The organism is Ruegeria sp. HKCCD4884, assembly GCF_013110855.1.
GTDB lineage: Bacteria > Pseudomonadota > Alphaproteobacteria > Rhodobacterales > Rhodobacteraceae > Ruegeria.
Window position 1 is genome coordinate 250,102 of record NZ_WVRJ01000002.1, and the last position, 20,877, is coordinate 270,978.

At 56.8% G+C, this 20,877-nt stretch carries 22 protein-coding genes; 8 read left to right on the plus strand and 14 right to left on the minus strand.

From position 1 onward, the window contains the following. Nucleotides 1-28: 28 nt before the first annotated feature. The 3 genes from GS636_RS03655 to GS636_RS03665 all read right to left on the minus strand — a co-directional run bounded on the left by GS636_RS03655 (nt 29) and on the right by GS636_RS03665 (nt 1,417). Nucleotides 29-358 (minus strand): hypothetical protein, encoded by a 330-nt coding sequence (locus GS636_RS03655; RefSeq protein WP_171090747.1) that lies wholly within the window; start codon nt 356-358, stop codon nt 29-31. Nucleotides 359-370: 12 nt separating this feature from the next. After that, entirely contained in the window at nt 371-931 is a 561-nt protein-coding gene (locus tag GS636_RS03660) for a hypothetical protein (RefSeq protein WP_253762626.1), read from the minus strand. Nucleotides 932-1,084: 153 nt separating this feature from the next. Then, nucleotides 1,085-1,417: a hypothetical protein gene (locus tag GS636_RS03665; RefSeq protein WP_171090748.1), complete on the minus strand. Its 333-nt coding sequence runs from the start codon at nt 1,415-1,417 to the stop codon at nt 1,085-1,087. An 88-nt stretch (nt 1,418-1,505) separates the two neighbouring features. On the opposite strand from GS636_RS03665, the gene purB reads away from it, so the two are divergent. The 4 genes from purB (at nt 1,506) to GS636_RS03685 (ending at nt 5,951) form a co-directional block, all read left to right on the plus strand. Then, entirely contained in the window at nt 1,506-2,810 is a 1,305-nt protein-coding gene (gene purB, locus GS636_RS03670) for an adenylosuccinate lyase (RefSeq protein ID WP_171668471.1), read from the plus strand. 378 nt (nt 2,811-3,188) lie between these two features. Next, nucleotides 3,189-3,737 (plus strand): hypothetical protein, encoded by a 549-nt coding sequence (locus GS636_RS03675; RefSeq protein ID WP_171090751.1) that lies wholly within the window; start codon nt 3,189-3,191, stop codon nt 3,735-3,737. A gap of 69 nt (nt 3,738-3,806) precedes the next feature. Beyond that, entirely contained in the window at nt 3,807-4,901 is a 1,095-nt protein-coding gene (locus GS636_RS03680; protein ID WP_171090753.1) for a flagellar motor switch protein FliG, read from the plus strand. Between the two features lie 126 nt (nt 4,902-5,027). Further along, entirely contained in the window at nt 5,028-5,951 is a 924-nt protein-coding gene (locus GS636_RS03685; protein ID WP_171668472.1) for a lysophospholipid acyltransferase family protein, read from the plus strand. Here the strand turns inward: GS636_RS03685 and GS636_RS03690 are convergent, their stop codons facing one another. After that, a complete protein-coding gene (locus GS636_RS03690; RefSeq protein WP_171668473.1) occupies nt 5,952-6,653 on the minus strand; it encodes a thioredoxin family protein in 702 nt (233 codons plus the stop codon). It lies immediately after the preceding gene. Between the two features lie 225 nt (nt 6,654-6,878). Here GS636_RS03690 and acnA point away from each other — a divergent pair, with 225 nt between their 5' ends. The 3 genes from acnA to GS636_RS03705 all read left to right on the plus strand — a co-directional run bounded on the left by acnA (nt 6,879) and on the right by GS636_RS03705 (nt 12,030). Then, a complete protein-coding gene (gene acnA / locus GS636_RS03695; RefSeq protein WP_171668474.1) occupies nt 6,879-9,569 on the plus strand; it encodes an aconitate hydratase AcnA in 2,691 nt (896 codons plus the stop codon). Nucleotides 9,570-9,686: 117 nt separating this feature from the next. Continuing rightward, a complete protein-coding gene (locus GS636_RS03700) occupies nt 9,687-11,189 on the plus strand; it encodes a BCCT family transporter (RefSeq protein ID WP_171668475.1) in 1,503 nt (500 codons plus the stop codon). Nucleotides 11,190-11,328: 139 nt separating this feature from the next. Beyond that, complete coding sequence (locus GS636_RS03705; RefSeq protein WP_171668476.1) at nt 11,329-12,030, plus strand: SDR family NAD(P)-dependent oxidoreductase; 702 nt, start codon at nt 11,329-11,331, stop codon at nt 12,028-12,030. A 25-nt stretch (nt 12,031-12,055) separates the two neighbouring features. On the opposite strand, the gene GS636_RS03710 is transcribed toward GS636_RS03705, so the two are convergent. From GS636_RS03710 to yajC, 10 genes are all read right to left on the minus strand, one after another. After that, nucleotides 12,056-12,595, minus strand: a complete 540-nt coding sequence (locus GS636_RS03710) for a DsbE family thiol:disulfide interchange protein (protein ID WP_171668477.1) — start codon at nt 12,593-12,595, stop codon at nt 12,056-12,058. Next, nucleotides 12,588-12,746 carry a heme exporter protein CcmD gene (gene ccmD / locus GS636_RS03715; protein WP_171090767.1) on the minus strand — a complete coding sequence of 53 codons (159 nt, stop codon included), beginning with the start codon at nt 12,744-12,746 and terminating at the stop codon, nt 12,588-12,590. Before ccmD ends, GS636_RS03710 begins: the two co-directional genes overlap by 8 nt. Then, the gene (locus GS636_RS03720; RefSeq protein ID WP_171090769.1) at nt 12,743-13,516 is read right to left on the minus strand and encodes a heme ABC transporter permease; all 774 of its coding nucleotides are present in this window, start codon (nt 13,514-13,516) and stop codon (nt 12,743-12,745) included. Before GS636_RS03720 ends, ccmD begins: the two co-directional genes overlap by 4 nt. A 61-nt stretch (nt 13,517-13,577) precedes the next feature. Beyond that, nucleotides 13,578-14,234 carry a heme exporter protein CcmB gene (gene ccmB / locus GS636_RS03725; protein ID WP_171185885.1) on the minus strand — a complete coding sequence of 219 codons (657 nt, stop codon included), beginning with the start codon at nt 14,232-14,234 and terminating at the stop codon, nt 13,578-13,580. Next, a complete protein-coding gene (gene ccmA, locus GS636_RS03730; RefSeq protein WP_171668478.1) occupies nt 14,231-14,845 on the minus strand; it encodes a heme ABC exporter ATP-binding protein CcmA in 615 nt (204 codons plus the stop codon). The genes ccmB and ccmA overlap by 4 nt, the downstream gene beginning before the upstream one ends. A 98-nt stretch (nt 14,846-14,943) precedes the next feature. After that, nucleotides 14,944-15,297 carry an Mth938-like domain-containing protein gene (locus GS636_RS03735; RefSeq protein ID WP_171185889.1) on the minus strand — a complete coding sequence of 118 codons (354 nt, stop codon included), beginning with the start codon at nt 15,295-15,297 and terminating at the stop codon, nt 14,944-14,946. A 12-nt stretch (nt 15,298-15,309) separates the two neighbouring features. Next, nucleotides 15,310-16,062 carry a sulfite exporter TauE/SafE family protein gene (locus tag GS636_RS03740; protein ID WP_171668479.1) on the minus strand — a complete coding sequence of 251 codons (753 nt, stop codon included), beginning with the start codon at nt 16,060-16,062 and terminating at the stop codon, nt 15,310-15,312. After that, the gene (secF, locus tag GS636_RS03745; RefSeq protein ID WP_171668480.1) at nt 16,055-17,023 is read right to left on the minus strand and encodes a protein translocase subunit SecF; all 969 of its coding nucleotides are present in this window, start codon (nt 17,021-17,023) and stop codon (nt 16,055-16,057) included. The genes GS636_RS03740 and secF overlap by 8 nt, the downstream gene beginning before the upstream one ends. 1 nt (nt 17,024) lies before the next feature. After that, nucleotides 17,025-18,686, minus strand: coding sequence for a protein translocase subunit SecD (gene secD / locus GS636_RS03750; protein ID WP_171668481.1), 1,662 nt, complete (start codon nt 18,684-18,686; stop codon nt 17,025-17,027). 33 nt (nt 18,687-18,719) lie between these two features. Further along, complete coding sequence (gene yajC / locus GS636_RS03755; protein WP_171090782.1) at nt 18,720-19,007, minus strand: preprotein translocase subunit YajC; 288 nt, start codon at nt 19,005-19,007, stop codon at nt 18,720-18,722. A gap of 201 nt (nt 19,008-19,208) precedes the next feature. On the opposite strand from yajC, the gene GS636_RS03760 reads away from it, so the two are divergent. Then, nucleotides 19,209-20,873, plus strand: coding sequence for a mechanosensitive ion channel family protein (locus tag GS636_RS03760; protein WP_171668482.1), 1,665 nt, complete (start codon nt 19,209-19,211; stop codon nt 20,871-20,873). The last annotated feature ends 4 nt before the right edge of the window (nt 20,874-20,877 follow it).

The following is a 20,877-nucleotide window of genomic DNA, read 5'->3' on the forward strand; positions in this document are numbered from 1 at the left end:
GGCCGCCTGTCTGGCGGCCTTGAATTTCTTAGCGGCGCGGTGATGGCCGATGAATGGGTGGCCGTGCGGCGGGTGGACGCGCCGTCGGCGGCCTTGGCCGTGCAGGCGGTTTGGCAACCGGCGGTTTCGGACGATCAGGACGAACCGGTCGGTCGGGCCGGTTTGGTCGATCAGGCCGGTCGATATCGATGTTGACGTCTCGACGGTAATAGTCGTTCCAAAGCATCGAGTCGTAGAACGGGTCGTACCCATATCCATACCCAACGCCAACCGAGACGCCTTCACAGGCTGACAAGCCAAAGCTTGCTGCGCCCAGCCCAAGTGCAAGAGAAATCCGTCTGATCATTTGAAAATTCATCGCACCCTCTCCTTACTGAAGCGACCGGAACGACGCGAAGACTGCGTTCAGATCGTCAGCATAGTCCGGATTCGCACCATCGCGCAGGATGGCCACGGCAACTGCAACGCGGCCCCGCGGCAGGTCAATAAGCGTTGCTGTAAAGCTGACCCCCCTGCCTTCGCGGCGTCCGGTGCCCCGGAACACCTTCGCAGGCAATCCTCCGATACGTGTGTCGCTGGTGCTTGTAACGGTTGGATCGTTGACCAGAAACTTGTCGATATCCTGCAAGTAGCGGACACCATCCTGAATGGATGCTACGCCGTCTGGCGAAACAAACCCCATCCAGACTGTATCGTCTGTCACTGGGCGCATCCCCATGACGCGGGACACTCCGCGCGTGTCACCCAGCTCTGAATCCTCGATCTCTCGCGGGCCGCCAGTGCGCAGCACCCAAAAGTCAGGGACACTGAAACGAAACAACGCACGACCATCTTCTGTGTACGTCACCGGAGTATCGGCCGCCACTGACCCTGCCGCGCTCAGCCACACGGCAGCGCACGCGGCCAGCAATGATCCTGAAAACAAACGCATATCTCAATAACCTGATGATTTCCTCAAACGCAGCTTGACCCTTCCAGACGCAGTTTGTCCAGTACCGGCACGCAAAGACCGGGCGGATTACGACCCCGCATGTGAGCTTTCAAAGCGCGGTTGCCGTCGCCGACGGGGTTAGAAATCGCGCCTCTATTGCGCGTAAACGCCGTCTGTCTGACCGCCTGCATCATCGACGAACCGGATAGTATCCTCATTGCGGAAGACATCGTAACAGGCCCACAAATCTGAAGGTGGCCAGATCGAACAATACTGATCCTCGCGCACGGCCCAGCGCCCGGCGCTTGGCCCACCCGAGAAGTACTGCGTGCTCATGCTGGCCTCGAAGGTTTGCCAAACCCCTGCACCATATTCGAGTTTCTTGTCCGTCAGCGCAGCTAGAATTTCATCACCTGACAATTTCTGAAAGCCATCTGCGGCCAAAACACCCGGCCAAAGGGCCAAAATCAGGGCAAACCGTCTCATACGCGTTCTCTCTTCTTGTTCCCTGCTGCACACAGGGCTAAACCCCGCGCCAACGCCTCATCCCAATCACAAAAAGGTGCTGCCGCCAATGATTCCTCGTTATTCCCGCCCTGACATGGTCGCCATCTGGTCGCCCGAGAGCAAGTTCCGCATCTGGTACGAGATCGAGGCACATGCTTGCGATGCCATGGCCGATCTGGGCGTCATCCCGCGCGAAAACGCCGAGGCCGTGTGGAAAGCCAAAGACGTGGAATTCGACGTAGCCCGTATTGATGAGATTGAGGCCGTCACCAAACACGATGTCATCGCCTTCCTGACCCATCTGGCCGAGCATGTGGGCAGCGAAGAAGCCCGTTTTGTGCATCAGGGCATGACCAGTTCCGACGTGCTGGACACCTGCCTGAACGTGCAATTGACCCGCGCCGCTGACATCCTGATCGCCGATCTTGAGGGCCTTCTGGCTGCGCTCAAGCGCCGCGCGATTGAACATAAGGATACTGTACGCATCGGTCGTAGCCACGGCATCCATGCCGAGCCGACCACGATGGGCCTGACCTTTGCCCGCTTCTACGCCGAGATGGACCGCAACCTGTCGCGGATGCGGGACGCTCGCGCGGAAATCGCAACCGGCGCGATCAGCGGCGCAGTTGGCACCTTTGCCAATATCGATCCGCGCGTTGAGGAACATGTCTGCGACCAGATGGGATTGGTGCCTGAGCCGATCAGCACGCAAGTCATTCCGCGTGACCGCCACGCCGCGTTCTTTGCGACTCTGGGTGTCATCGCCAGCAGCATCGAAAACATCGCCATCGAGATCCGCCACATGCAGCGGACCGAGGTGTTGGAAGGGGCCGAGTTTTTCTCGATGGGTCAGAAGGGTTCTTCGGCTATGCCACACAAGAAGAACCCGGTTCTGACCGAGAACCTGACAGGTCTGGCGCGCATGGTCCGCGCAGCCGTGATCCCGGCGATGGAAAACGTTGCGCTCTGGCACGAGCGCGACATCTCGCATTCTTCGGTTGAACGTATGATCGGGCCGGACGCCACGATCACGCTCGATTTCGCGCTGGCGCGGCTGACTGGCGTGGTCGACAAGATGCTGATCTTCCCAGAAAACATGATGGAGAACATGAACAAGTTCCCTGGCCTTGTTATGAGCCAGCGGGTTTTGTTGGCGCTGACCCAAGCCGGGGTCAGCCGTGAAGACGCATACGCCATGGTCCAACGCAACGCGCTGAAGGTCTGGGAACATCGCACCGACTTCAAAGAAGAGTTGCTGGCAGATGCGGATGTCACCGCTGCGCTCAGCCCTGAAGAAATCGAAGAAAAATTCGACCTCGGCTATCACACCAAGCATGTCGATACGATCTTTGCCCGAGTGTTCGGCGAATAATTCTTAAGCGATCAAGCAGTTCAGGGGCCCGGTTCGCACGCAGCGATCCGGGCCTTGTTCTTTTGCCAGATCATCAAAAATCGGTTATCTTGTCCGCGCATTCCTGAACAGGAGAAGCTTGATGATCCGGACTTTGATTTGCGCATTGGCCCTTGGCTGCTCAGCCTCTGTCGCTTTGGCCTGCAGCGCCCATACTGAACAAACGCAGTCCTGCGCACCGGGAACACAATGGGACGCCGAGGCCCATAGTTGCGTAAAAACCGTCAATAGCTGAGGTTTTTCTTTCCTACTTGTGAATAAAAGCGACAGCGCAATTGTTAGCCTTTTATCAAATCGCGCTATGCTTGATCAGAGCAGCCCAAAGAACGGAGTAGGAAAATGCGCCTTGTTTTAGTTTCAGCTATTGCCCTTCAGGCTTTCGCCTTCGCACCGGCTTTGTATGCAGCCGGCGATGGTGGCAGCACCACGACCCCACCAAAACCAACGAACACGACCAAGAGGTGCCTTTTTGGCCGCGTCTACGACAAGGACGCGGGGCGTTGTGTCAAACCGAACAAGACCAATTTCACCGATGATGAGCTGTATGACGCCGTGCGCGAGCTGGCTTATGACGGGCAATTCGAGAACGCTCAGAACATTCTGCGCATCATGGATCAGGACGATGATCGCGTCCTGACGTATTGGGGTTTTACGTACCGCAAAATGGGTGAGCTTGAGCTAGCAAACGTCTTCTACACCAATGCCATCAACTCTAACCCCGACAACATCCTCGCCCGCAGTTACATGGGACAGGGCTTTGTCGCCGAAGGCAGAACCGATCTTGCGATCGAGCAATGGCGCGAGATCAAAGCACGTGGTGGCGAAGGAACCTGGGCCGAGGCATCGTTGCGTGAAGCCATCCGCACCGGGCTGACCTATAACTACTAAACTTCAAGGTTATTTAACCCGATTCTCCGTAATCTGCCTGTGGTTCAGAATTTTTGGCACCACAGGCAGATGCAGGACACAAACGCATTGATACAAGCGGCACCCGGGGCATCCGCTCCGCTTGCCACAGGGAATGACGACACACCGCGACTTGTTCCCAGGACATTGACCAGCCGCCAGAAGGCCGCGGTTGTTGTGCGCCTTTTGCTCAACGAAGGCGCGGATCTTCCTCTGGAAGAACTGCCAGATGATCTGCAAGAAAGGCTGACACATCAACTTGGCGAGATGGGGCTGGTGGATCGTGTAACTCTGGATGCCGTGGCGCAGGAATTCAGCGAGGCTTTGAATAACCTTGGGCTGGCGTTTCCGCACGGGCTGGCAGGGGCACTGGATGCAGTAACCGGAAAAATCGCCCCCAAAACGGCGGCCCGTCTGCGCAAGGTGGCGGGTGTACGTCAGGTCGGCGATCCGTGGCAAAGACTGCGCGACATCCCTGCCGAGGATCTTGCCGCCATGGCTCAGGCGGAAAGCACCGAAGTGGCTGCTGTGATGCTATCCAAAATGGACACCGCACAGGCGGCTCAGATGCTGGGTCATATGCCCGGCCCGGTGGCCCGTCGGATCACTTACGCAGTTTCAAAGACGGCAAATGTCACCCCCGAATCGGTTGAACGAATTGGCTGGTCCTTGGCTGCGCAACTGGATCAGCGCCCGGCTCAGGCGTTCGATGACGGCCCCGGCGCGCGTGTCGGCGCGATCCTGAACCAGTCTGCGGCTGCAACGCGTGACGATTTGCTGAATGCACTGGATGAGGATGACGCCGCTTTTGCCGATCTCGTGCGTCAATCAATCTTTACCTTCGCCCATATCTCCAGCCGTATCGCAGCCCGCGATGTTCCCGCCATACTGCGCGAAGTGGACCAACCCGTTCTGGTCACGGCCCTAACCGGAGCAGCCGCCGATGATGACAAAGCATCGGTCGAGTTTCTTTTGTCCAACATCTCGTCCCGCATGGCGGATAATTTGCGCGAAGAGATGGGCGAACGTGGACGCGTCAAGCAATCTGAAGCTGAAGACGCGATGACACAGGTGGTTGGTGCCATTCGGACATTGGCTGATGCAGGAACAATCGCTTTGGTCGATCCCGAAGAAGAGGCCGGATAGCACTTAAGTCAAGATTATGCGCCGCGATCCGTCCACTTTGATCGGCACCTTGCTGAACGCTTGAGCTTACCAACATCGGCCTGTATGTCTGGCACAGAACTTCGCAACACGCGGTGAGATGCCTCCATGCCCGTCGAAAAGTCGGAGCTCAGCAAGTTTGAGCTTGGAAAATACTATGTCACCAATCTGGTCCTTCAGGGGATTATCGGGGCAATGCGCCTGCTTCCTTATGAACGGCGCATCGCGACCATGGGCGCGATCATGCGATCACTGGCCCCGGTGGTTGGTTTTCGCACACGTATCCGTCGCAATCTGAAGCTCACCTGCCCTGACCTGTCCGATGCCGAGGTTAAAAAGATTTGTCGTGATGTGCCGGACAATGCAGGTCGGGCGATCATGGAGCATTTTTCGCCAGAGGGCTTCACCGAGCGTCAGAGTACAGCAAAGATTTCAGGCCCAGGCATTGCCGCCTTTGATGCAGCAGTCGCCGAAGGGCGCCCGGTCATGATGATTACTGCGCATTTTGGCCACTATCTGGCCGCGCGCATTGCCCTGCAAAAACACAGCGGTCAGCCGATAGGCTGCCTGTATCGCAGGATGGCAAACCCTTATTTCAACGACGCTTACGTAGAAGCCTTCTACAAGACCGGTGCCCCCATGTTCGAACAAGGACGTCGAGGGATGGTTGAAATGGTGCGCACGCTGAAAAAGGGTGGCATCATTGCCATCGTGTCTGACCTTCACGCCATGGGGGGCGAAGAACTGATGTTTTTCGACAAACCCGCCGTGACCTCTGTGCTGAACGCTGAACTCGCGATGAAATACAAGGCGGAACTCATCCCTTGCTACGCTGTGCGTCAACCCAATGGCATAGATTTTGAGATCATTTTGCACGATCCGGTTCCGCATACGGATCCAAAAACCATGACCCAGTTCACCAATGATGACCTAGAGAAGATGGTCCGCCAGCATATGGGGCAATGGTTCTGGATTCACCGCCGCTGGAAGCACTGGAACGGGCTTGGCATTGCCCCGGACGAGATGCCTTGATCACTTCACGCGCGTTGCCGCAACAATAGGGCCGTGGCCTGCGCGTTGAACCAAAACAACCGCCGGAAGATCCGATCCAAGTTGGGCTGAGAAGGTTTGTGGTGCGACGCCGTCCCATTGCCCGGCGATCTGCCAGGTTTCCACCACATTGGCATAGTCCAAGTCGTGCCCAGCCAGCTCTCCACGACGGATCGAGGCGTGGCGCATGGGCGAATACTGGACGACACGAATGTCATAGGTCTCGCCCTCCGGCAATTCCACTGGCATGACTTCCACAGTCACTTCATCCGCTGTTCGGATTGCGATCACCGAAGCCTCGGGCACTGCCTTAAGATGCGCATTGATCAGGCGGTCGAGCTCTCGAGATTGGGCACCCACAATGTCATGCTGCCCGTTGATCACCATCTGCGGCGTATAGATCATCGAGCGTCCGCCTTCCCGGGCATAGGCGCGCTGCCGTGTGGTGTGGTCCGGGTCAGCGTATTCATCCTTCCACCCAATGTAGTCCCAATAGTCCACGTGCAGCGCCAAGCCGATGACGTCGTCTCGCTTGGCCAGATCATGCATCAGCCGGTCCGCCGGGGGACAAGACGAACAGCCTTGTGACGTAAACAATTCAACCACCACAGGATCATCCTCGGCCGCGACAGATGCAGCCAGAAAACAGGATATCAGGGCAGTCAAAATGGCGGGTCTGAACATAAGAACTCTCGATTTCGGCGGTTGGGATTCAGCAATAGCTGCTTCGCTGTTCAACGACCAATCAAGGTTTCTTGAGGCGCAGGTGCACATTTGCCTCATCAATGTGTGCGATGGTATACAAAATTGCTCCCTTTGTTCTTGTTCTTCCTTGAACGAAGGGGTTTGGTGATACAGATAACAGACAGCGAATCCCATTGCCCAAGTCATTTGAGAGGGAGGCCACTGATGCCCATCAGAGTCGGACAGGACACTGCCAAGACACGCCGCAGCCTAAGCGTGAACGGCAAATCCATTTCATATTATTCCATCCCCGCCGCCCAAGAGGCCGGTCTGGGCGATTTCTCGAAACTTCCCGCGGCACTGAAAGTCGTGCTGGAAAACATGCTGCGGTTCGAAGATGACGGCTTTTCAGTCTCTGTCGAAGACATCAAAGCATTCGCCGAATGGGGCGTGAACGGTGGGAAGAACCCGCGTGAGATAGCGTACCGCCCTGCCCGCGTGCTAATGCAGGATTTCACCGGCGTTCCGGCGGTCGTGGACCTTGCTGCGATGCGCGACGGCATCAAAGAACTGGGCGGCGATGCACAGAAAATCAATCCGCTGAACCCGGTTGATCTGGTCATCGACCACTCGGTCATGATTGACGAATTCGGCAATCCGCGCGCATTTCAGATGAACGTGGACCGCGAATACGAACGCAATATGGAACGCTACCAGTTCCTGAAATGGGGCCAGTCGGCGTTCAACAACTTCCGTGTCGTGCCCCCCGGAACCGGTATCTGCCATCAGGTGAATCTGGAGTACCTCGCACAGACGGTCTGGTCGGACACAGACCAAAACGGGGATGAGGTCGCTTATCCTGATACGTTGGTCGGCACCGACAGCCACACCACCATGGTCAACGGCATGGCCGTTCTGGGCTGGGGCGTTGGCGGCATCGAAGCCGAGGCCGCGATGCTGGGTCAGCCGATCTCGATGCTGATACCCGAAGTTGTGGGTTTTGAACTGACGGGTTCGATGGTCGAAGGCACCACCGGTACAGACCTTGTTCTCAAGGTCGTGGAAATGCTGCGCGAAAAGGGCGTTGTTGGTAAGTTCGTCGAGTTCTACGGCGAAGGCCTGGACCGCCTGCCGCTGGCCGATCGTGCGACCATCGCCAACATGGCACCGGAATACGGCGCGACCTGCGGCTTCTTCCCCATCGACGGCGAGACCCTTCGTTACATGCGCAATACCGGCCGCGACGAGGACCGTCTGGCGCTGGTCGAAGCCTATGCCAAGGAAAACGGCCTCTGGCGCGACGCGGACTATGCTCCGATCTACACCGATACCCTAACGCTGGACATGGGCACGATCGTCCCGGCGATCTCGGGCCCGAAGCGCCCGCAGGACTATGTTGCCCTGACCGACGCCAAGGCGGCCTTTACCAAGGAAATGGCCGAGACCTTCAAACGCCCGATGGGCAAACAGGTCGAAGTCAAGGGCGAAGAATACGGCATGGAGTCGGGTAAGGTCGTGATCGCTTCGATTACCTCCTGCACCAACACCTCGAACCCTTATGTGATGATCGGTGCCGGTTTGGTGGCGAAGAAAGCACATGAACTGGGTCTGAACCGTCAACCCTGGGTCAAGACGTCTCTGGCCCCCGGTTCGCAGGTCGTGTCTGAATACCTCGAGGCCGCCGGTCTGCAACAGCATCTGGACGCCATCGGGTTCAACCTTGTTGGTTATGGCTGTACCACCTGCATTGGGAACTCGGGCCCGATCCAGAAAGAAATTTCCGAGGCAATTGCCGAGGGCGATCTGGTCGCCACGTCGGTTTTGTCCGGCAACCGCAACTTCGAGGGGCGTATTTCACCGGACGTCCGTGCCAACTATCTGGCCTCGCCGCCACTGGTGGTGGTTTATGCACTGGCCGGCACGATGGATGTTGATCTGACCTCGGAACCAATCGGTCAGGACAAGGACGGCAATGACGTCTTCATGAAAGACATCTGGCCGACCCAGAGTGAAATCGCTGAACTGGTCGAGGCCACTGTGACCCGCGAGGCGTTTCAGTCAAAATACGCCGACGTGTTTAAAGGCGACGAGAAATGGCGCGGGGTCGAAGTTCCACAACAGGAAACCTACAACTGGCCGCCGACCTCGACCTACATTCAAAACCCGCCTTACTTTCAGGGCATGGGTGCTGAACCGGGCACAATCTCGAATATCGAAGGGGCCAAGGTTCTGGCGATTCTGGGCGACATGGTCACAACCGACCATATCTCGCCTGCCGGGTCATTTGCGACGACCTCGCCCGCTGGCCAGTATCTGATCGAACGGCAGGTGCAACCGCGTGAGTTCAACTCTTACGGCTCACGCCGCGGCAATCACGAGGTCATGATGCGCGGCACCTTCGCCAATATCCGCATCAAGAACGAGATGCTGGAGGGCGTCGAAGGCGGTTACACCAAGGGTCCGGATGGCGAACAAACCTCGATCTACGACGCGTCGATGGCCTATCAGGCGAACGGCACGCCGTTGGTGGTGTTTGGTGGCGAGCAGTACGGCGCGGGCTCAAGCCGCGACTGGGCAGCCAAAGGCACTGCGCTGCTGGGTGTGAAAGCCGTCATCGCCGAAAGCTTTGAGCGTATCCACCGGTCAAACTTGGTTGGAATGGGCGTCATTCCGTTCGAATTCACAGGGGGTGACACACGCAAGACGCTTGGCCTGAAAGGGGATGAAACCGTCTCAATCCACGGATTGGATTCGGTTGAGCCCCTGCAAGAGGTGCCCTGCACAATCGTTTTTGGCGACGGAACTGAGAAAACCATCACCCTGAAATGCCGCATCGATACCGCGCCCGAAATTGAATACATCGAAAACGGTGGCGTGTTGCACTATGTGCTGCGCAACCTTGCAAAGGCATCGTGACCAGACAGCTTAACGTGCGAATTAACCCCCCGGCCAAGCGCCGGGGGTTTTGTTTTCTGGCCATTCATTCGAAAACCTGAAACTGTTGGGCAAGGTCATTCACGGAAGCCACGCGCCATGCAAAAACCAAACGCCCTGCTGGTTTGTTCCCTCAGTGTCATTGCCGTGATCGGGATATGGGGGGTTGTCGACATCCAGAGTTTGGTGACCTGGGCCAGTGGTATTGTGCAACAGACCTTCCACAGCCGGGGATGGTTTGTGATGCTTGCCGCCTCGGGCATGTTGATCGGGTGTCTGGTTCTGGCGTTCTCGAAATACGGGAACATTCGCCTTGGTCGCGACGACGAAGAACCTGAATTCTCCACCGCCACATGGATTTCGATGTTGTTCTCAGCCGGGATGGGGGTCGGTCTTTTGTTCTGGGCGGTGGCCGAACCATTAACCCACTTCAATTTCATCTCAGGCATGGCACCCGATTACATCGCGGCGCAGCAGGCCATGCTGGCGACCAACTTCCATTGGGGTTTGCACGCTTGGGCCATATACGGATCAACTGCCCTAACCATCGCCTATTTCAGCTTTCGGCGCGGTACTGGGATGATGGTCAGCGCACCGATCATAAGCCTGTTTCCCGGTGAACGCTGGGCCGAACGTGTTGGATGGCTTTCAGACTTCATGGCGATCATTGCGATTGCCATTGGCGTTGGTGGCTCAATGGCCATGGGCGTCTTTCAGGTCGCAGACGGAATTGCGGTGTTGGGAGGCCGGGAAACGGTCGGAGCATTTTTGATTACCGTCGTGTTTCTGGCAATGGTCGGAGCTTACATCCCTGCGCTTTTGATTGATCTGGGGCAGGGTATGGCGCGCTTATCTAACGCTGCCATGCTGATTGCAATCAGCCTCGTGGCGTACACCATCATTCTTGGGCCAACCGAATATCTTTTGAATACCGTGGTGCAGGGATTTGGCGATTACGTCACCAATGTCATCCCACGCGGCTTTCAAACCTTCACGTTTTTTGGGGACGACGTCACCAGATGGTTCAGCGACTGGACCCTCACCTACATGGTCTGGTGGATCGCCTGGGGGCCTTTTGTGGGCGTCTTCGTGGCGCGCATTTCTCGCGGTCGAACGATACGAGAGTTCGTAATCGGGGTACTGTTCGCCCCCACCCTGTTCTCAATCCTCTGGTTTGGCGCGTTTGGCGGTATCGGACTTTTCGAGGCGCTCAACGGGGCCGGCGAACTGTTGGCCTATACGCAGACAAACATCGAACGCGTGACCTTTGCTCTGCTCGACCGGCTGCCGCTGTCCTTGATCACAACACTCGCAACGGTATTGGCTGCGTTTCTGTTCATTGTGACCAGCGTCGTCAGCGCGGCATTTGTTTTGGGCACTTTCTCGACCGGTGGAGACGAGAACCCGCCCCCCCGCGTACGCCTGATCTGGGGGGCGTTACTAGGATTATTGAGCGTTGCGATGATCCTTTCAGGTTCTGTGGACTCGGTCAAAATTCTGATTTCACTGGGCGCTTTGCCCTTTGTCTTCATTTCAGTCCTGCTGATGGTCTGCCTGTTCCGCGGCCTAAGAGAGGAGGGCCAGCACGATGCTGATCGGTGATCTCACAGATACTCTGATGAACCTGGTGACCTTTGCGTTCATCGCGGCGATGATTTGGATTCTGCTGCGCAGCTAACGCTTTTCCAGGACGATCAGATTAAGCGTTGAAACACATCCACTTTGCAGATTTGGTGTGCCTATGGACAAAGTTGCATTGATAACCGGCGGTGCCCGAGGGATTGGCCGGGCAATCGTCGAAGACCTTGGTCGAGATCACAAAATTGCGTTTACGTGGTTAAACAGCGCTCCCGATTTGGATGCGTTGGACGGCGACGTTCTGGCGATACGCTCAGACCTGACGCAGCAAGATCAGCCCACTCGCGTGATTGATCAGGTCATCGCACAGTTCGGACGGCTGGATGTTATTGTGAACAATGCCGGGCTTGTCCGCCCAACGCCTAAAGAGGCGTTCAATTTGCAGGATCACAGAGACATCCTTGACCTGAATTTGCTTGCACCCGTGGCCCTTCTGACCGCCGCCCTGCCCCATCTGCAAGCCGGGGCATCCATCGTGAACATCTCGTCCATGAACGCGACCCTCCCACCGCGCGATGCCGCGACCTATGGGGCCAGCAAGGCTGCGCTTAACCTGTGGACCCGTGCCATGGCCAAGGAACTGGGTCCGCAGGGTATTCGGGTCAATGCGATTGCCCCGGGCGCGATCAACATCCCCGAGGCTCCACGCTCTGACGATCTGACGGAATTGTTTGTCAAAGACACCGCCCTTGGCCGGGTTGGCGCGCCGGAAGACATCGCAAAAGTCGTGCGCTTTCTTGCCTCGGACGAAGCGGGGTTCATAACCGGTGAAGTCTTAGGTGTCACCGGGGGCTATCGGTTGTAATTATAGCTGATGCAAAATGAGGGCGTTATCCGCCCGCAGCCTTTTCTAAGGCAGGGCGGATCGTGCTTTCGATCACACGCTGCGTAATAGGCCCGGCAAAACGCTGGATGATGGTGCCATCGCCATCAATCACATAGGTTTCAGGCACGCCGTAAAGGCCCCAATCCAGCGCCATGCGGCCTTGCTCGTCCCGTCCCATCGCAGTGTAAGGATCGCCAAGCTCGGTCAGAAATGCGTCTGCGTTGGCCAACTGGTCCTTGTAGTTGATACCATAGACCGGAATGCCTTCTTTCGCCAAAGCGTCCAGATTGGGGTGTTCGGCGCGACAAGGGGCGCACCAACTGGCCCAATAGTTGACCAGCTTGACCTCTCCGTCGCGCAGGGTTGCGTCATCGAATGGGGTTTTGCCGGGAAACTCGCTTAGGACCACCGGTGGGGCGGGCTGCCCTTCCCGCGCGGATGGCAGAGCGTTTGGATCGTCGCGGAACATGCCGATTCCGGCCAATACGGCAAAGGCACCAAAAATCAGCGGCGGAGCGATCATCAAGGGCGAAATCTTAGCCATTGCGCGACATCCTTTGTTCGACGTGTTCCATATCTTTGCGCACCTTGCGTCCACGCATCACACTGAACGCAACCAACGCCACCAGAAGAACGATAGACACGGCATAAGACGACAGAACCGCATCAGCATATTTTCCAAGATCGGGAATCATCCGCCCACCCTTTCCCGCGCCATCAGCGCCTTGATCCGACGCGCGCGAATTTCGGTTCCGGTACGGTACAGCACCAATGCGATGAACAGCAGAACAAAGCCGATGATGCAGACCAGCAGCGGATAGAAGAAAATGTTGCTGACCTTTTCTTCGGTGTCTGTCCCGGTCACAGCCGCTGCGCGCATGACAGATGCGCCCTGATGAAGCCCCTGATTCCAGAAGTTCACCGCATAACGGCTGAGGATCGCAAAAACAGACCCCACAAGGCACAGGACCGAGGTCAGGTCGGCCGCCGTATCCGGATCTTCAATCGCCTCCCACAGGGCGACATATCCAAGGTAGAACAGAAACAGGATCAGAAACGAGGTCAGTCGCGGATCCCAGGCCCACCAGGTGCCCCACATCGGCTGCCCCCAGATCGCGCCTGTCAGCAAAGCAATAAGGGTCATCACAATCCCAATCGGTGCCGCCGCTCGCGCTGCCAGCGCACTGACATGGTGACGTCGTACCAGCCAAACCAACGACGTCGCCAACATCATAAGCCAGCAGTTGATCGCCATCAGTGCCGCAGGCACATGCAGATAGATGATCTTGACCGTCGACCCTTGTTTGTAATCGTCCGGCGTAAAGAAAAAGCCCCAGATCAGCCCAACGACGATGCAGGCAATCGAGGTGATCCAGAAAAACGGAAGGACACGCTCGCTGGTTGCAAGAAACTTGCGCGGGTTGGCATATTCCCAGAGGGCATTGGCTTTGGCTGCGATAGACATGGGCCCTATCTAGTCCGAGTTGGGGTGGTTCTCAATTGACCTCGGTCAATATTGAGACGGTTCACCGCAGATTGATCCGCAACACTGCCGCGCTGGCGAAGGGCAGCAGCGCGATCGTCGCCGCCGTGATGCCTGCCAGCATGAGCAAAGGCGTCTGTACTTCCATCCCCGTTGCACCGCGACGCGCAACCTCGGCCCCGAAAATCAATGTGGGCACGTATAGCGGCAGCACCAGCAGTGATAAAAGCAAGCCGCCACGCTTCAAGCCGACGGTCAAAGCCGCGCCAAAAGTTCCGATCACGCTCATCGCAGGGGTGCCGATCAGCAGTGAAATCACAAGCCAAAAAAAACCCGGCACAGGAAGATTGAGCAATACCCCCAGGAACGGAGCTGCAAGAACCAGAGGCAATCCTGTGGTCAGCCAATGCGCCAAAGCCTTGATGGTCACAACCGATTCCAGCGGCAGCGGTGCGGTGGCCAACAAGTCCAGCGACCCGTCCTCCCAATCCAAGGCCAGCAAGCGGTCGAGCGACAGCAAACAGGCAAGCAACGCCCCCAGCCAAAGAACACCGGGTGCGATGGTCGAAAGCAGCGAGGATTGTGGCCCAACAGCAAACGGCACCATCACGGTCACGATCAGAAAAAACGCCAGTCCCAGTCCAAAACCGCCGCCTGCACGGAAGGCCAGTTTCAGGTCGCGCAGCAAAAGGGCGATCACAGGAAGCCTCCGTCGAAATCGTCAATGGGTTTGGGTTTGGCTTTGTTGGGTCCCACGTCCAGAACCTCTCCGTCCAGGCCAAGATCGATATGGGTCGCAATCAGGGCCGACCCACCCTTCCCCAGATGGGCCCGCACCGCATCGGCAAACATCTGCACCGCGTTTTTGTCCAACGACACGGTGGGCTCATCCAGCATCCAGATCGGTCGTCCAGTCACCAGCATCCGGGCAAGCCCCAGCCGTCGCTTCTGACCAGCTGATAGATTACCGGCATGGCGATCGGCCAACTCGTTCAGATCAAACGCATCCAATGCGTCTTGTATACCGCTTGTCCCAAAGACCGAGGCCCAGAAGGTCAAGTTCTCGGTCACCGTCAGTGTCGGTTTCAACCCGTCCGAATGCGCCGCATAGGCAATTTGATCTTCGGCACCTTCAATGGTTCCTGCAAGCGGCGGCTGCAAACCTGCCAAAGTGCGCAGAAGGGTCGTTTTGCCGATCCCGTTCGGCCCACGCAAGATCAGTGCCTTACCGGGCGGCAGTTGAAAGCTGAGACCTTCCAGCACTGGAATGCCCCCACGCGTGATCGACAGGTCGGATACAGTCAGAGTCATGAAACCCGCTTAGCGGATTGTTTGCAGGGGCAAAAGGCAAGATTTGCCGCAGGGTCGCGGCGACATTGCCGAGTCCCGATGCCGAAACAGGGAGCCTGTCAAACAGGTATCAGCGCAAGCGCAATCCGACGGCCTTCCGAAAGTAGCACGTTATAGGTGCGGCAGGCGGCAGGTGAGTTCATGATTTCGACACCGATTCCGGCGTTCTCCAGATCGGCACGCAGAGTTTGCGGAATGTGGGACACGTCTTTACCAGTACCAATAAACAGGACGTCGATATCATCGGCGAGATTCAGAAGCGATTGAACATCGTCATAGCCGCTCCAGCCCACAGGCCCCGCCGGACCGGTCAGAACGGCCCCTTCGAACACCTCTCCGCCAATACGGAAGAACCCGGGGCCGTAACCGTCCACTGGTTTTGCATCGCTAAAGGTCACTTGGTTCAGACGCATGTCGTTCCTCCGTCAATCCAGGATCGGCAGTCCGGACACCACCGCGATCAAAATGACCGAATAAGCCGCCACGCGATAGATGCGTTCCAGTTTGGGATCAAACACGGCTTTGCCGATGAGCGTGGTGATCAGATAGGGCACCCCCAGCAACAGGACAATCCACAGGATCGACAAATCTGCCGCGTCTCTGATCAGGATGTTGAAGACAATCGCAATATCCAGCAATGCTAGGAAGATGATTGTATTGGCGCGAATTTTACGCACGTTCGTTGAACTGGCCAGATAGAAGACAATGACAACCGGGCCGGTCAGGCCAGTCATCCCGCCGATGACCCCAGCGCTGCCCCCAATGGCAAGTCGACCGGGCAGGCCCAGCCGCCCTTCCCAACGCCATCCGGTTATCACAGCCAATAGGGTCAGGCCGATGATACCGCAAGCAATCCAACGCAGAATGATCGTGTCCACCTGCGCCATAATCCACAGCCCCAGCGGTACGGTAATGGCTGCCGCAATACCCAAAGTGCTGATTTCTGATTTGTCACATTCACGCCAAGCCTGCGGTGCCAGCGCACAAGTCGAAACAATACCTGTCGCTGCCATCAGAAACACCACATCTGCAATCGGTAGGAACTGAGTGGCGACCGGGACAAAGATCATCGCTGTCCCAAACCCAGTGAAGCCGCGGACAAGGCCCGCGGCTCCGATGGTCAGGATTAGCCAGTTCAGGCCCGGCAATGCCAGGGCCTGCTGTAATGCGTCAGGCATCAATGTTGGCAAACTGGTTGCCCGCCGTATTCGACGGTTTGGACCAGTCGCGCTTGACCCCCAGCCACAACAGGATTGTCGAGGCCACAAAGACCGACGAATAGGTCCCGACGATAACACCCCAGATCATCGCAAAGACGAAGCCGCGGATCACGTCTCCACCCAGCACGTAAAGTGAAATCAGCGCCAACAGAGTGGTGACCGAGGTCATGACTGTCCGGCTGAGGGTTTCGTTGATCGAGATGTTCAGAACCTCCTTGAGATCCTTTTTCTTATATTTGCGCAGGTTTTCCCGTACGCGGTCGAACACAACCACCGTGTCGTTCAGCGAATAGCCCACGATGGTCAGAAGCGCCGCGATAATCGCCAGATCGAACCGGATTTGCAGTTCCGAGAAGATGCCGATGGTCAGGATCACGTCGTGCACAAGGGCAGCCACGGCCCCCAGCGCAAATTGCCATTCGAAGCGCAGCCAGATGTAAACAAGCACCGCGCCGATAGCCAGCGCAACGGCAATAACCGCAGTCTGGATCAACTCACCAGATACCTTTGGTCCGACCGACTCCACCGAGACAAACTGAATGTCAGGCACAACGGTTTGCAGTGCGCCCTCGACGGCGGTGATCGTGGCGGCCTCAACCGCTTCGGCATCCGCCTGCGCCTGAATTCGGATCATGGCGACGTTTTCGTCCGGGCCGAAGGTGGGATCGAAAATCTCGGTGATTGTCACATCACCCAGCTCCAAAGGCGCAATCGCGTCGCGGTAGAGCCCCACATCTATCGGTTGCGCGCTTTCCGTACGGATCGTTGTACCGCCACGGAAGTCGATACCGAAATTCAGGCCCTGCAACATGAAAGAAGCAAACGCCACAACCATCATCAGGCCCGAAATGCCCAGCCAGATTTTCCAGCGGCTGAAGAAATCGAACGAGGTGTTCTGGGGTACGAGTTTCAGTCTCATGTCAAACCTCGATCATTTTCGGACGGCGGCGTTCGAACCACATGACGACCATCAGGCGCGTCACGAAGATCGCGGTAAAGACTGAGGTCAAAATGCCCAGCCCCAGCGTAATCGCAAAGCCGCGCACCGGACCACTGCCCATGGCAAACAGGATGGTTGCAGTGATGAATGTGGTGACGTTGGCGTCCAAAATGGCCGACAGCGCCTTTTCATAACCCAGCTCAATAGCCCGCGCCGGGCCTTTGGCAGACTTCAGTTCCTCTCGGATCCGCTCAAAGATCAGCACATTGGCATCCACCGCCATACCGACTGTCAGAACGATGCCAGCGATACCCGGAAGGGTCAGCGTGGCTCCGATCAGGGACAGCAATCCGAACAGCAGGCCCACGTTGATGATCAGGGCGATGTTAGCAAAGATGCCAAACAGCCCATAGCTGAGGCCCATGAAAACCAGCACAGCCGCAAATGCCACGATGGTGGCAACTTTACCTGCATCAATACTGTCTTGCCCCAGTTCGGGACCGATGGTGCGCTCTTCCAGGAACTCCAGCCCGGCAGGCAACGCGCCCGCCCTAAGCAGGATGGCCAGGTTGGTGCTTTCCTCAACGCTGAAGTTGCCGGTGATGATACCAGACCCGCCCGGGATATGGCTTTGGATCACAGGGGCGGAAATCACCTCGTCATCAAGCACAATGGCAAAAGGCGCGCCGATATTGTCGCGAGTATAGTCGCCAAACTTGCGCGCACCCGAGGTATTGAACCGGAAGCTGACCGCAGGACGTCCATTCTGATCAAACGAAGGCTGTGCATCCACCAGTTCCTCACCCGTCACAACCGGAGCGGATTCAATGGTGTAAAACACGCCGTTTTCGTCAATCGAAGGCACAACCTCTTCACCGATCCCGACAGAGGCGTCCGGGTCGCTTCCACGCCCAGCAACGGGATTAAATGTCAACTGAGCCGTGGTTCCGATGATTTCCTTAAGCTCTCCGGCACTGCCGATGCCCGGCACCTGGATCAGGATACGATCCGACCCCTGGCGCTGAATGGTGGGTTCGCGAGTACCCACCTCGTCAATCCGGCGGCGGATGATTTCAAGCGACTGACGCACGGTCCGGTCGTCCGACGCCAGCTTTTCCGCATCGGACAGTTGAACCACAATAGTGTCGCCGTCTGGGCGGGCCTCAATATCCGTGGCTCCGACACCGGTCAGGGTTTGCACCTGACGGGCCAGTCCGCGCACCACTTCCAGTGCGCGGGAGATCCCTTCGGGCTGGCTGATCCGAACACGAATCTCATCCGGGGCCGAGTCCTGACGGCGGATTGTGCCGACCGTCGCACGTTCGTCACGCAGGGCATCCCGGATTTCGGGCCACATGGCCTCCATCCGGGATTCGTAAACGTCCTGCACCCGGACTTCAGCCAAAAGATGCGCCCCGCCGCGCAAATCCAGACCCAAATTAACCAGAGATGACGGAAGCCATGTGGGCCATTCCGCCGCCTGAGCTTGCATCTCGGGCGTGTCGTTGCCCAACTCGATGGCAACTTTTGCGTCGTTGGATTGTTCGACCCGCGTGTAGAACGCGTTTGGCAGGGCCATGAGCAAGCCGGTCACGCAGACCAGCCAGATCAGAACCCGCTTCCAGGTATCAATTTGCAGCATTACCCTGCCTTTTCAAGGGATTGTCGCGCGAACTTACTTCGCAGGTTCGGTCTTGTTCAGAACCTGAGCGATGGTCGACTTGACCACGCGGATCTTGACGCCCTCGGCGATCTCGACCTCGATCTCGTTCTCACCTTCCTTGACCTTGGAGACTTTGCCAATCACCCCACCCTGAGTAATCACCTGATCACCCCGGCGCACGGCTTCGACCATGGCCTGGTGTTCTTTCATTTTCTTCTGCTGCGGACGGATCAGCAGGAAATACATGATCGCGAAAATCAGGATCAGCGGGAGAAACTGGGCGATTGCGCCACCTTCCATGGGATATTCCTTTGTTCAGATCTTGCGGTACCGTTCCGCAAATTTGGCCGGAACCTATGCTTTGAGATGCCTGTTTGCAAGCAAAGGCGTTGATGTGTCCCACTTGAAAAAGACTACGACCCATCAACTAAGGACAAAGCGTTGCAGATATGTCCTAGGAACATATGCAAATCCGGTTATAGTTTGACTGAAGGGGGACATATGACACTGCCATTCAAGCCTTTCCTTTTGCTATGTTATTTGCTGATCACCATATCTGTGGGTTTGACGCTTTCCGGCCCGGCGCAGGCGCAAGAAACACCCTCTGAAATCGCTGAACCCGAAGCAGAAGAAGCGGACAGTTTCAAAGCGCCTGTCATAGTGGACGGCGAAATGTTGTTCTTCCTGCGTGGGTCCAGTGCCCTGCCCGCGCCGGAACGGGCGGAAGGCGTTCAGGACAAGATCATTGAGGTTGCCGAAGCCTCAGAAAGTCCTGCGGTCGACATCGCTTTTGAAGAAACCGATCTGGGCGTTCGCATCCGCGCCGACGGTGTGATCGTGTCAATCGTGACCGTTGCAGACGCCGAATTGGATCAGATGGAGCTGGATGTTCTCAGCTTCCTTCATGGTCAGGCTATCGAAGAAGCCATCCTCGCCTATCGTGCCAACCGCACGGACCAGGCGCGGGTGTCAGGGACAATTGAGGCTGCGGGATGGACACTTGGTTTTGTCGCTTTCGTGGCGCTGATCCTATGGCTGCATCGGCGGATAAGGCGGCGTACCCTGAAACTGGTAAAGCGATATTTGAAGGATGTTGAGACGGCGACTGCCAAAAGCGTCCAAGCTGAAGCGATCGCAGCCCTGATCCGGTACGGATTGAATTTCATCCTGCTGATTATCTTCTTTCTGGGTTTCTACTATTACCTGTCTTTCGTCCTTCTCGCATTTGCCGAAACGCGTTATTTCGCTCAACTGCTGCTCACTTACCTGACAGAACCTGTCCTTTTGATCTTCAAAGGCATCCTCAGCTACATTCCCAACTTGATCATGCTGGGCCTAATCACGTGGGTCACGATGTATATCATCAAAGGGATGCGCGTGTTCTTCGATGCGGTCGAAGCGGGCTCGTTCGATATGGGCGATTTCGAGAAACACTGGGTCAACCCGACATTCAATATCGCCCGTGTCATCGTGATTCTGATCGCGCTGGTTTTTGCTGTCCCCTACATCCCCGGCTCGGACTCGGCGGCGTTTCAGGGACTGACCATTCTGGTCGGCGCAATGCTGTCGCTGGGCGCTAACTCGGTCGTGTCTAACATGCTGGCGGGATTGTTCGTTATTTACCGAAGATCCACCTCAATAGGTGACCGTATCCAGATCGGAGATCACATCGGAGACGTGGTTCAGATCAAACTCATGGAAACGCATTTGAAGTCGATCAAGAACGAATTGATCTCGATTCCAAATGCGCAACTGATGAATTCAGACGTAGTGAATTTTTCAAAGAAGACCGATGGCAGCGGGCTGTTGCTGCACACAACGGTCGGCATCGGGTATGAAGAGCCGCCCGAAAAGGTCGAGGCGATGCTGATCGAAGCCGCCAATCGCACAAAAGGCATCAAGGCCAAGCCCGAACCCTTCGTGTTGTGGACCGCTCTGGCCGATTACGCGATCAACTATCAGATCAACGGCTACACAACGCGCGGCAGCATCATTCCGAAAATCCGCTCGGATCTGCATCGCAACATTGTGGCCGTATTCAACGAGAATAACGTGCAGATCATGACGCCGTCTTATATGGCCGACCCGCCGGAACCAAAGATCCCGGCAGAAGAATGGGACGGGCACTTGGCGCATGAAGTCCACGACAGGGACGATAAGTCGTAACCGG

What these genes read in the sequence shown, in the direction of transcription:
- GS636_RS03655 (WP_171090747.1), bottom strand. Translation starts at nt 358, where the DNA reads ATGAATTTTCAAATGATCAGACGGATTTCTCTTGCACTTGGGCTGGGC.
- GS636_RS03660 (WP_253762626.1), bottom strand. Translation starts at nt 931, where the DNA reads ATGCGTTTGTTTTCAGGATCATTGCTGGCCGCGTGCGCTGCCGTGTGG.
- GS636_RS03665 (WP_171090748.1), bottom strand. Translation starts at nt 1,417, where the DNA reads ATGAGACGGTTTGCCCTGATTTTGGCCCTTTGGCCGGGTGTTTTGGCC.
- purB (WP_171668471.1), top strand. Translation starts at nt 1,506, where the DNA reads ATGATTCCTCGTTATTCCCGCCCTGACATGGTCGCCATCTGGTCGCCC.
- GS636_RS03675 (WP_171090751.1), top strand. Translation starts at nt 3,189, where the DNA reads ATGCGCCTTGTTTTAGTTTCAGCTATTGCCCTTCAGGCTTTCGCCTTC.
- GS636_RS03680 (WP_171090753.1), top strand. Translation starts at nt 3,807, where the DNA reads ATGCAGGACACAAACGCATTGATACAAGCGGCACCCGGGGCATCCGCT.
- GS636_RS03685 (WP_171668472.1), top strand. Translation starts at nt 5,028, where the DNA reads ATGCCCGTCGAAAAGTCGGAGCTCAGCAAGTTTGAGCTTGGAAAATAC.
- GS636_RS03690 (WP_171668473.1), bottom strand. Translation starts at nt 6,653, where the DNA reads ATGTTCAGACCCGCCATTTTGACTGCCCTGATATCCTGTTTTCTGGCT.
- acnA (WP_171668474.1), top strand. Translation starts at nt 6,879, where the DNA reads ATGCCCATCAGAGTCGGACAGGACACTGCCAAGACACGCCGCAGCCTA.
- GS636_RS03700 (WP_171668475.1), top strand. Translation starts at nt 9,687, where the DNA reads ATGCAAAAACCAAACGCCCTGCTGGTTTGTTCCCTCAGTGTCATTGCC.
- GS636_RS03705 (WP_171668476.1), top strand. Translation starts at nt 11,329, where the DNA reads ATGGACAAAGTTGCATTGATAACCGGCGGTGCCCGAGGGATTGGCCGG.
- GS636_RS03710 (WP_171668477.1), bottom strand. Translation starts at nt 12,595, where the DNA reads ATGGCTAAGATTTCGCCCTTGATGATCGCTCCGCCGCTGATTTTTGGT.
- ccmD (WP_171090767.1), bottom strand. Translation starts at nt 12,746, where the DNA reads ATGATTCCCGATCTTGGAAAATATGCTGATGCGGTTCTGTCGTCTTAT.
- GS636_RS03720 (WP_171090769.1), bottom strand. Translation starts at nt 13,516, where the DNA reads ATGTCTATCGCAGCCAAAGCCAATGCCCTCTGGGAATATGCCAACCCG.
- ccmA (WP_171668478.1), bottom strand. Translation starts at nt 14,845, where the DNA reads ATGACTCTGACTGTATCCGACCTGTCGATCACGCGTGGGGGCATTCCA.
- GS636_RS03735 (WP_171185889.1), bottom strand. Translation starts at nt 15,297, where the DNA reads ATGCGTCTGAACCAAGTGACCTTTAGCGATGCAAAACCAGTGGACGGT.
- GS636_RS03740 (WP_171668479.1), bottom strand. Translation starts at nt 16,062, where the DNA reads ATGCCTGACGCATTACAGCAGGCCCTGGCATTGCCGGGCCTGAACTGG.
- secF (WP_171668480.1), bottom strand. Translation starts at nt 17,023, where the DNA reads ATGAGACTGAAACTCGTACCCCAGAACACCTCGTTCGATTTCTTCAGC.
- secD (WP_171668481.1), bottom strand. Translation starts at nt 18,686, where the DNA reads ATGCTGCAAATTGATACCTGGAAGCGGGTTCTGATCTGGCTGGTCTGC.
- yajC (WP_171090782.1), bottom strand. Translation starts at nt 19,007, where the DNA reads ATGGAAGGTGGCGCAATCGCCCAGTTTCTCCCGCTGATCCTGATTTTC.
- GS636_RS03760 (WP_171668482.1), top strand. Translation starts at nt 19,209, where the DNA reads ATGACACTGCCATTCAAGCCTTTCCTTTTGCTATGTTATTTGCTGATC.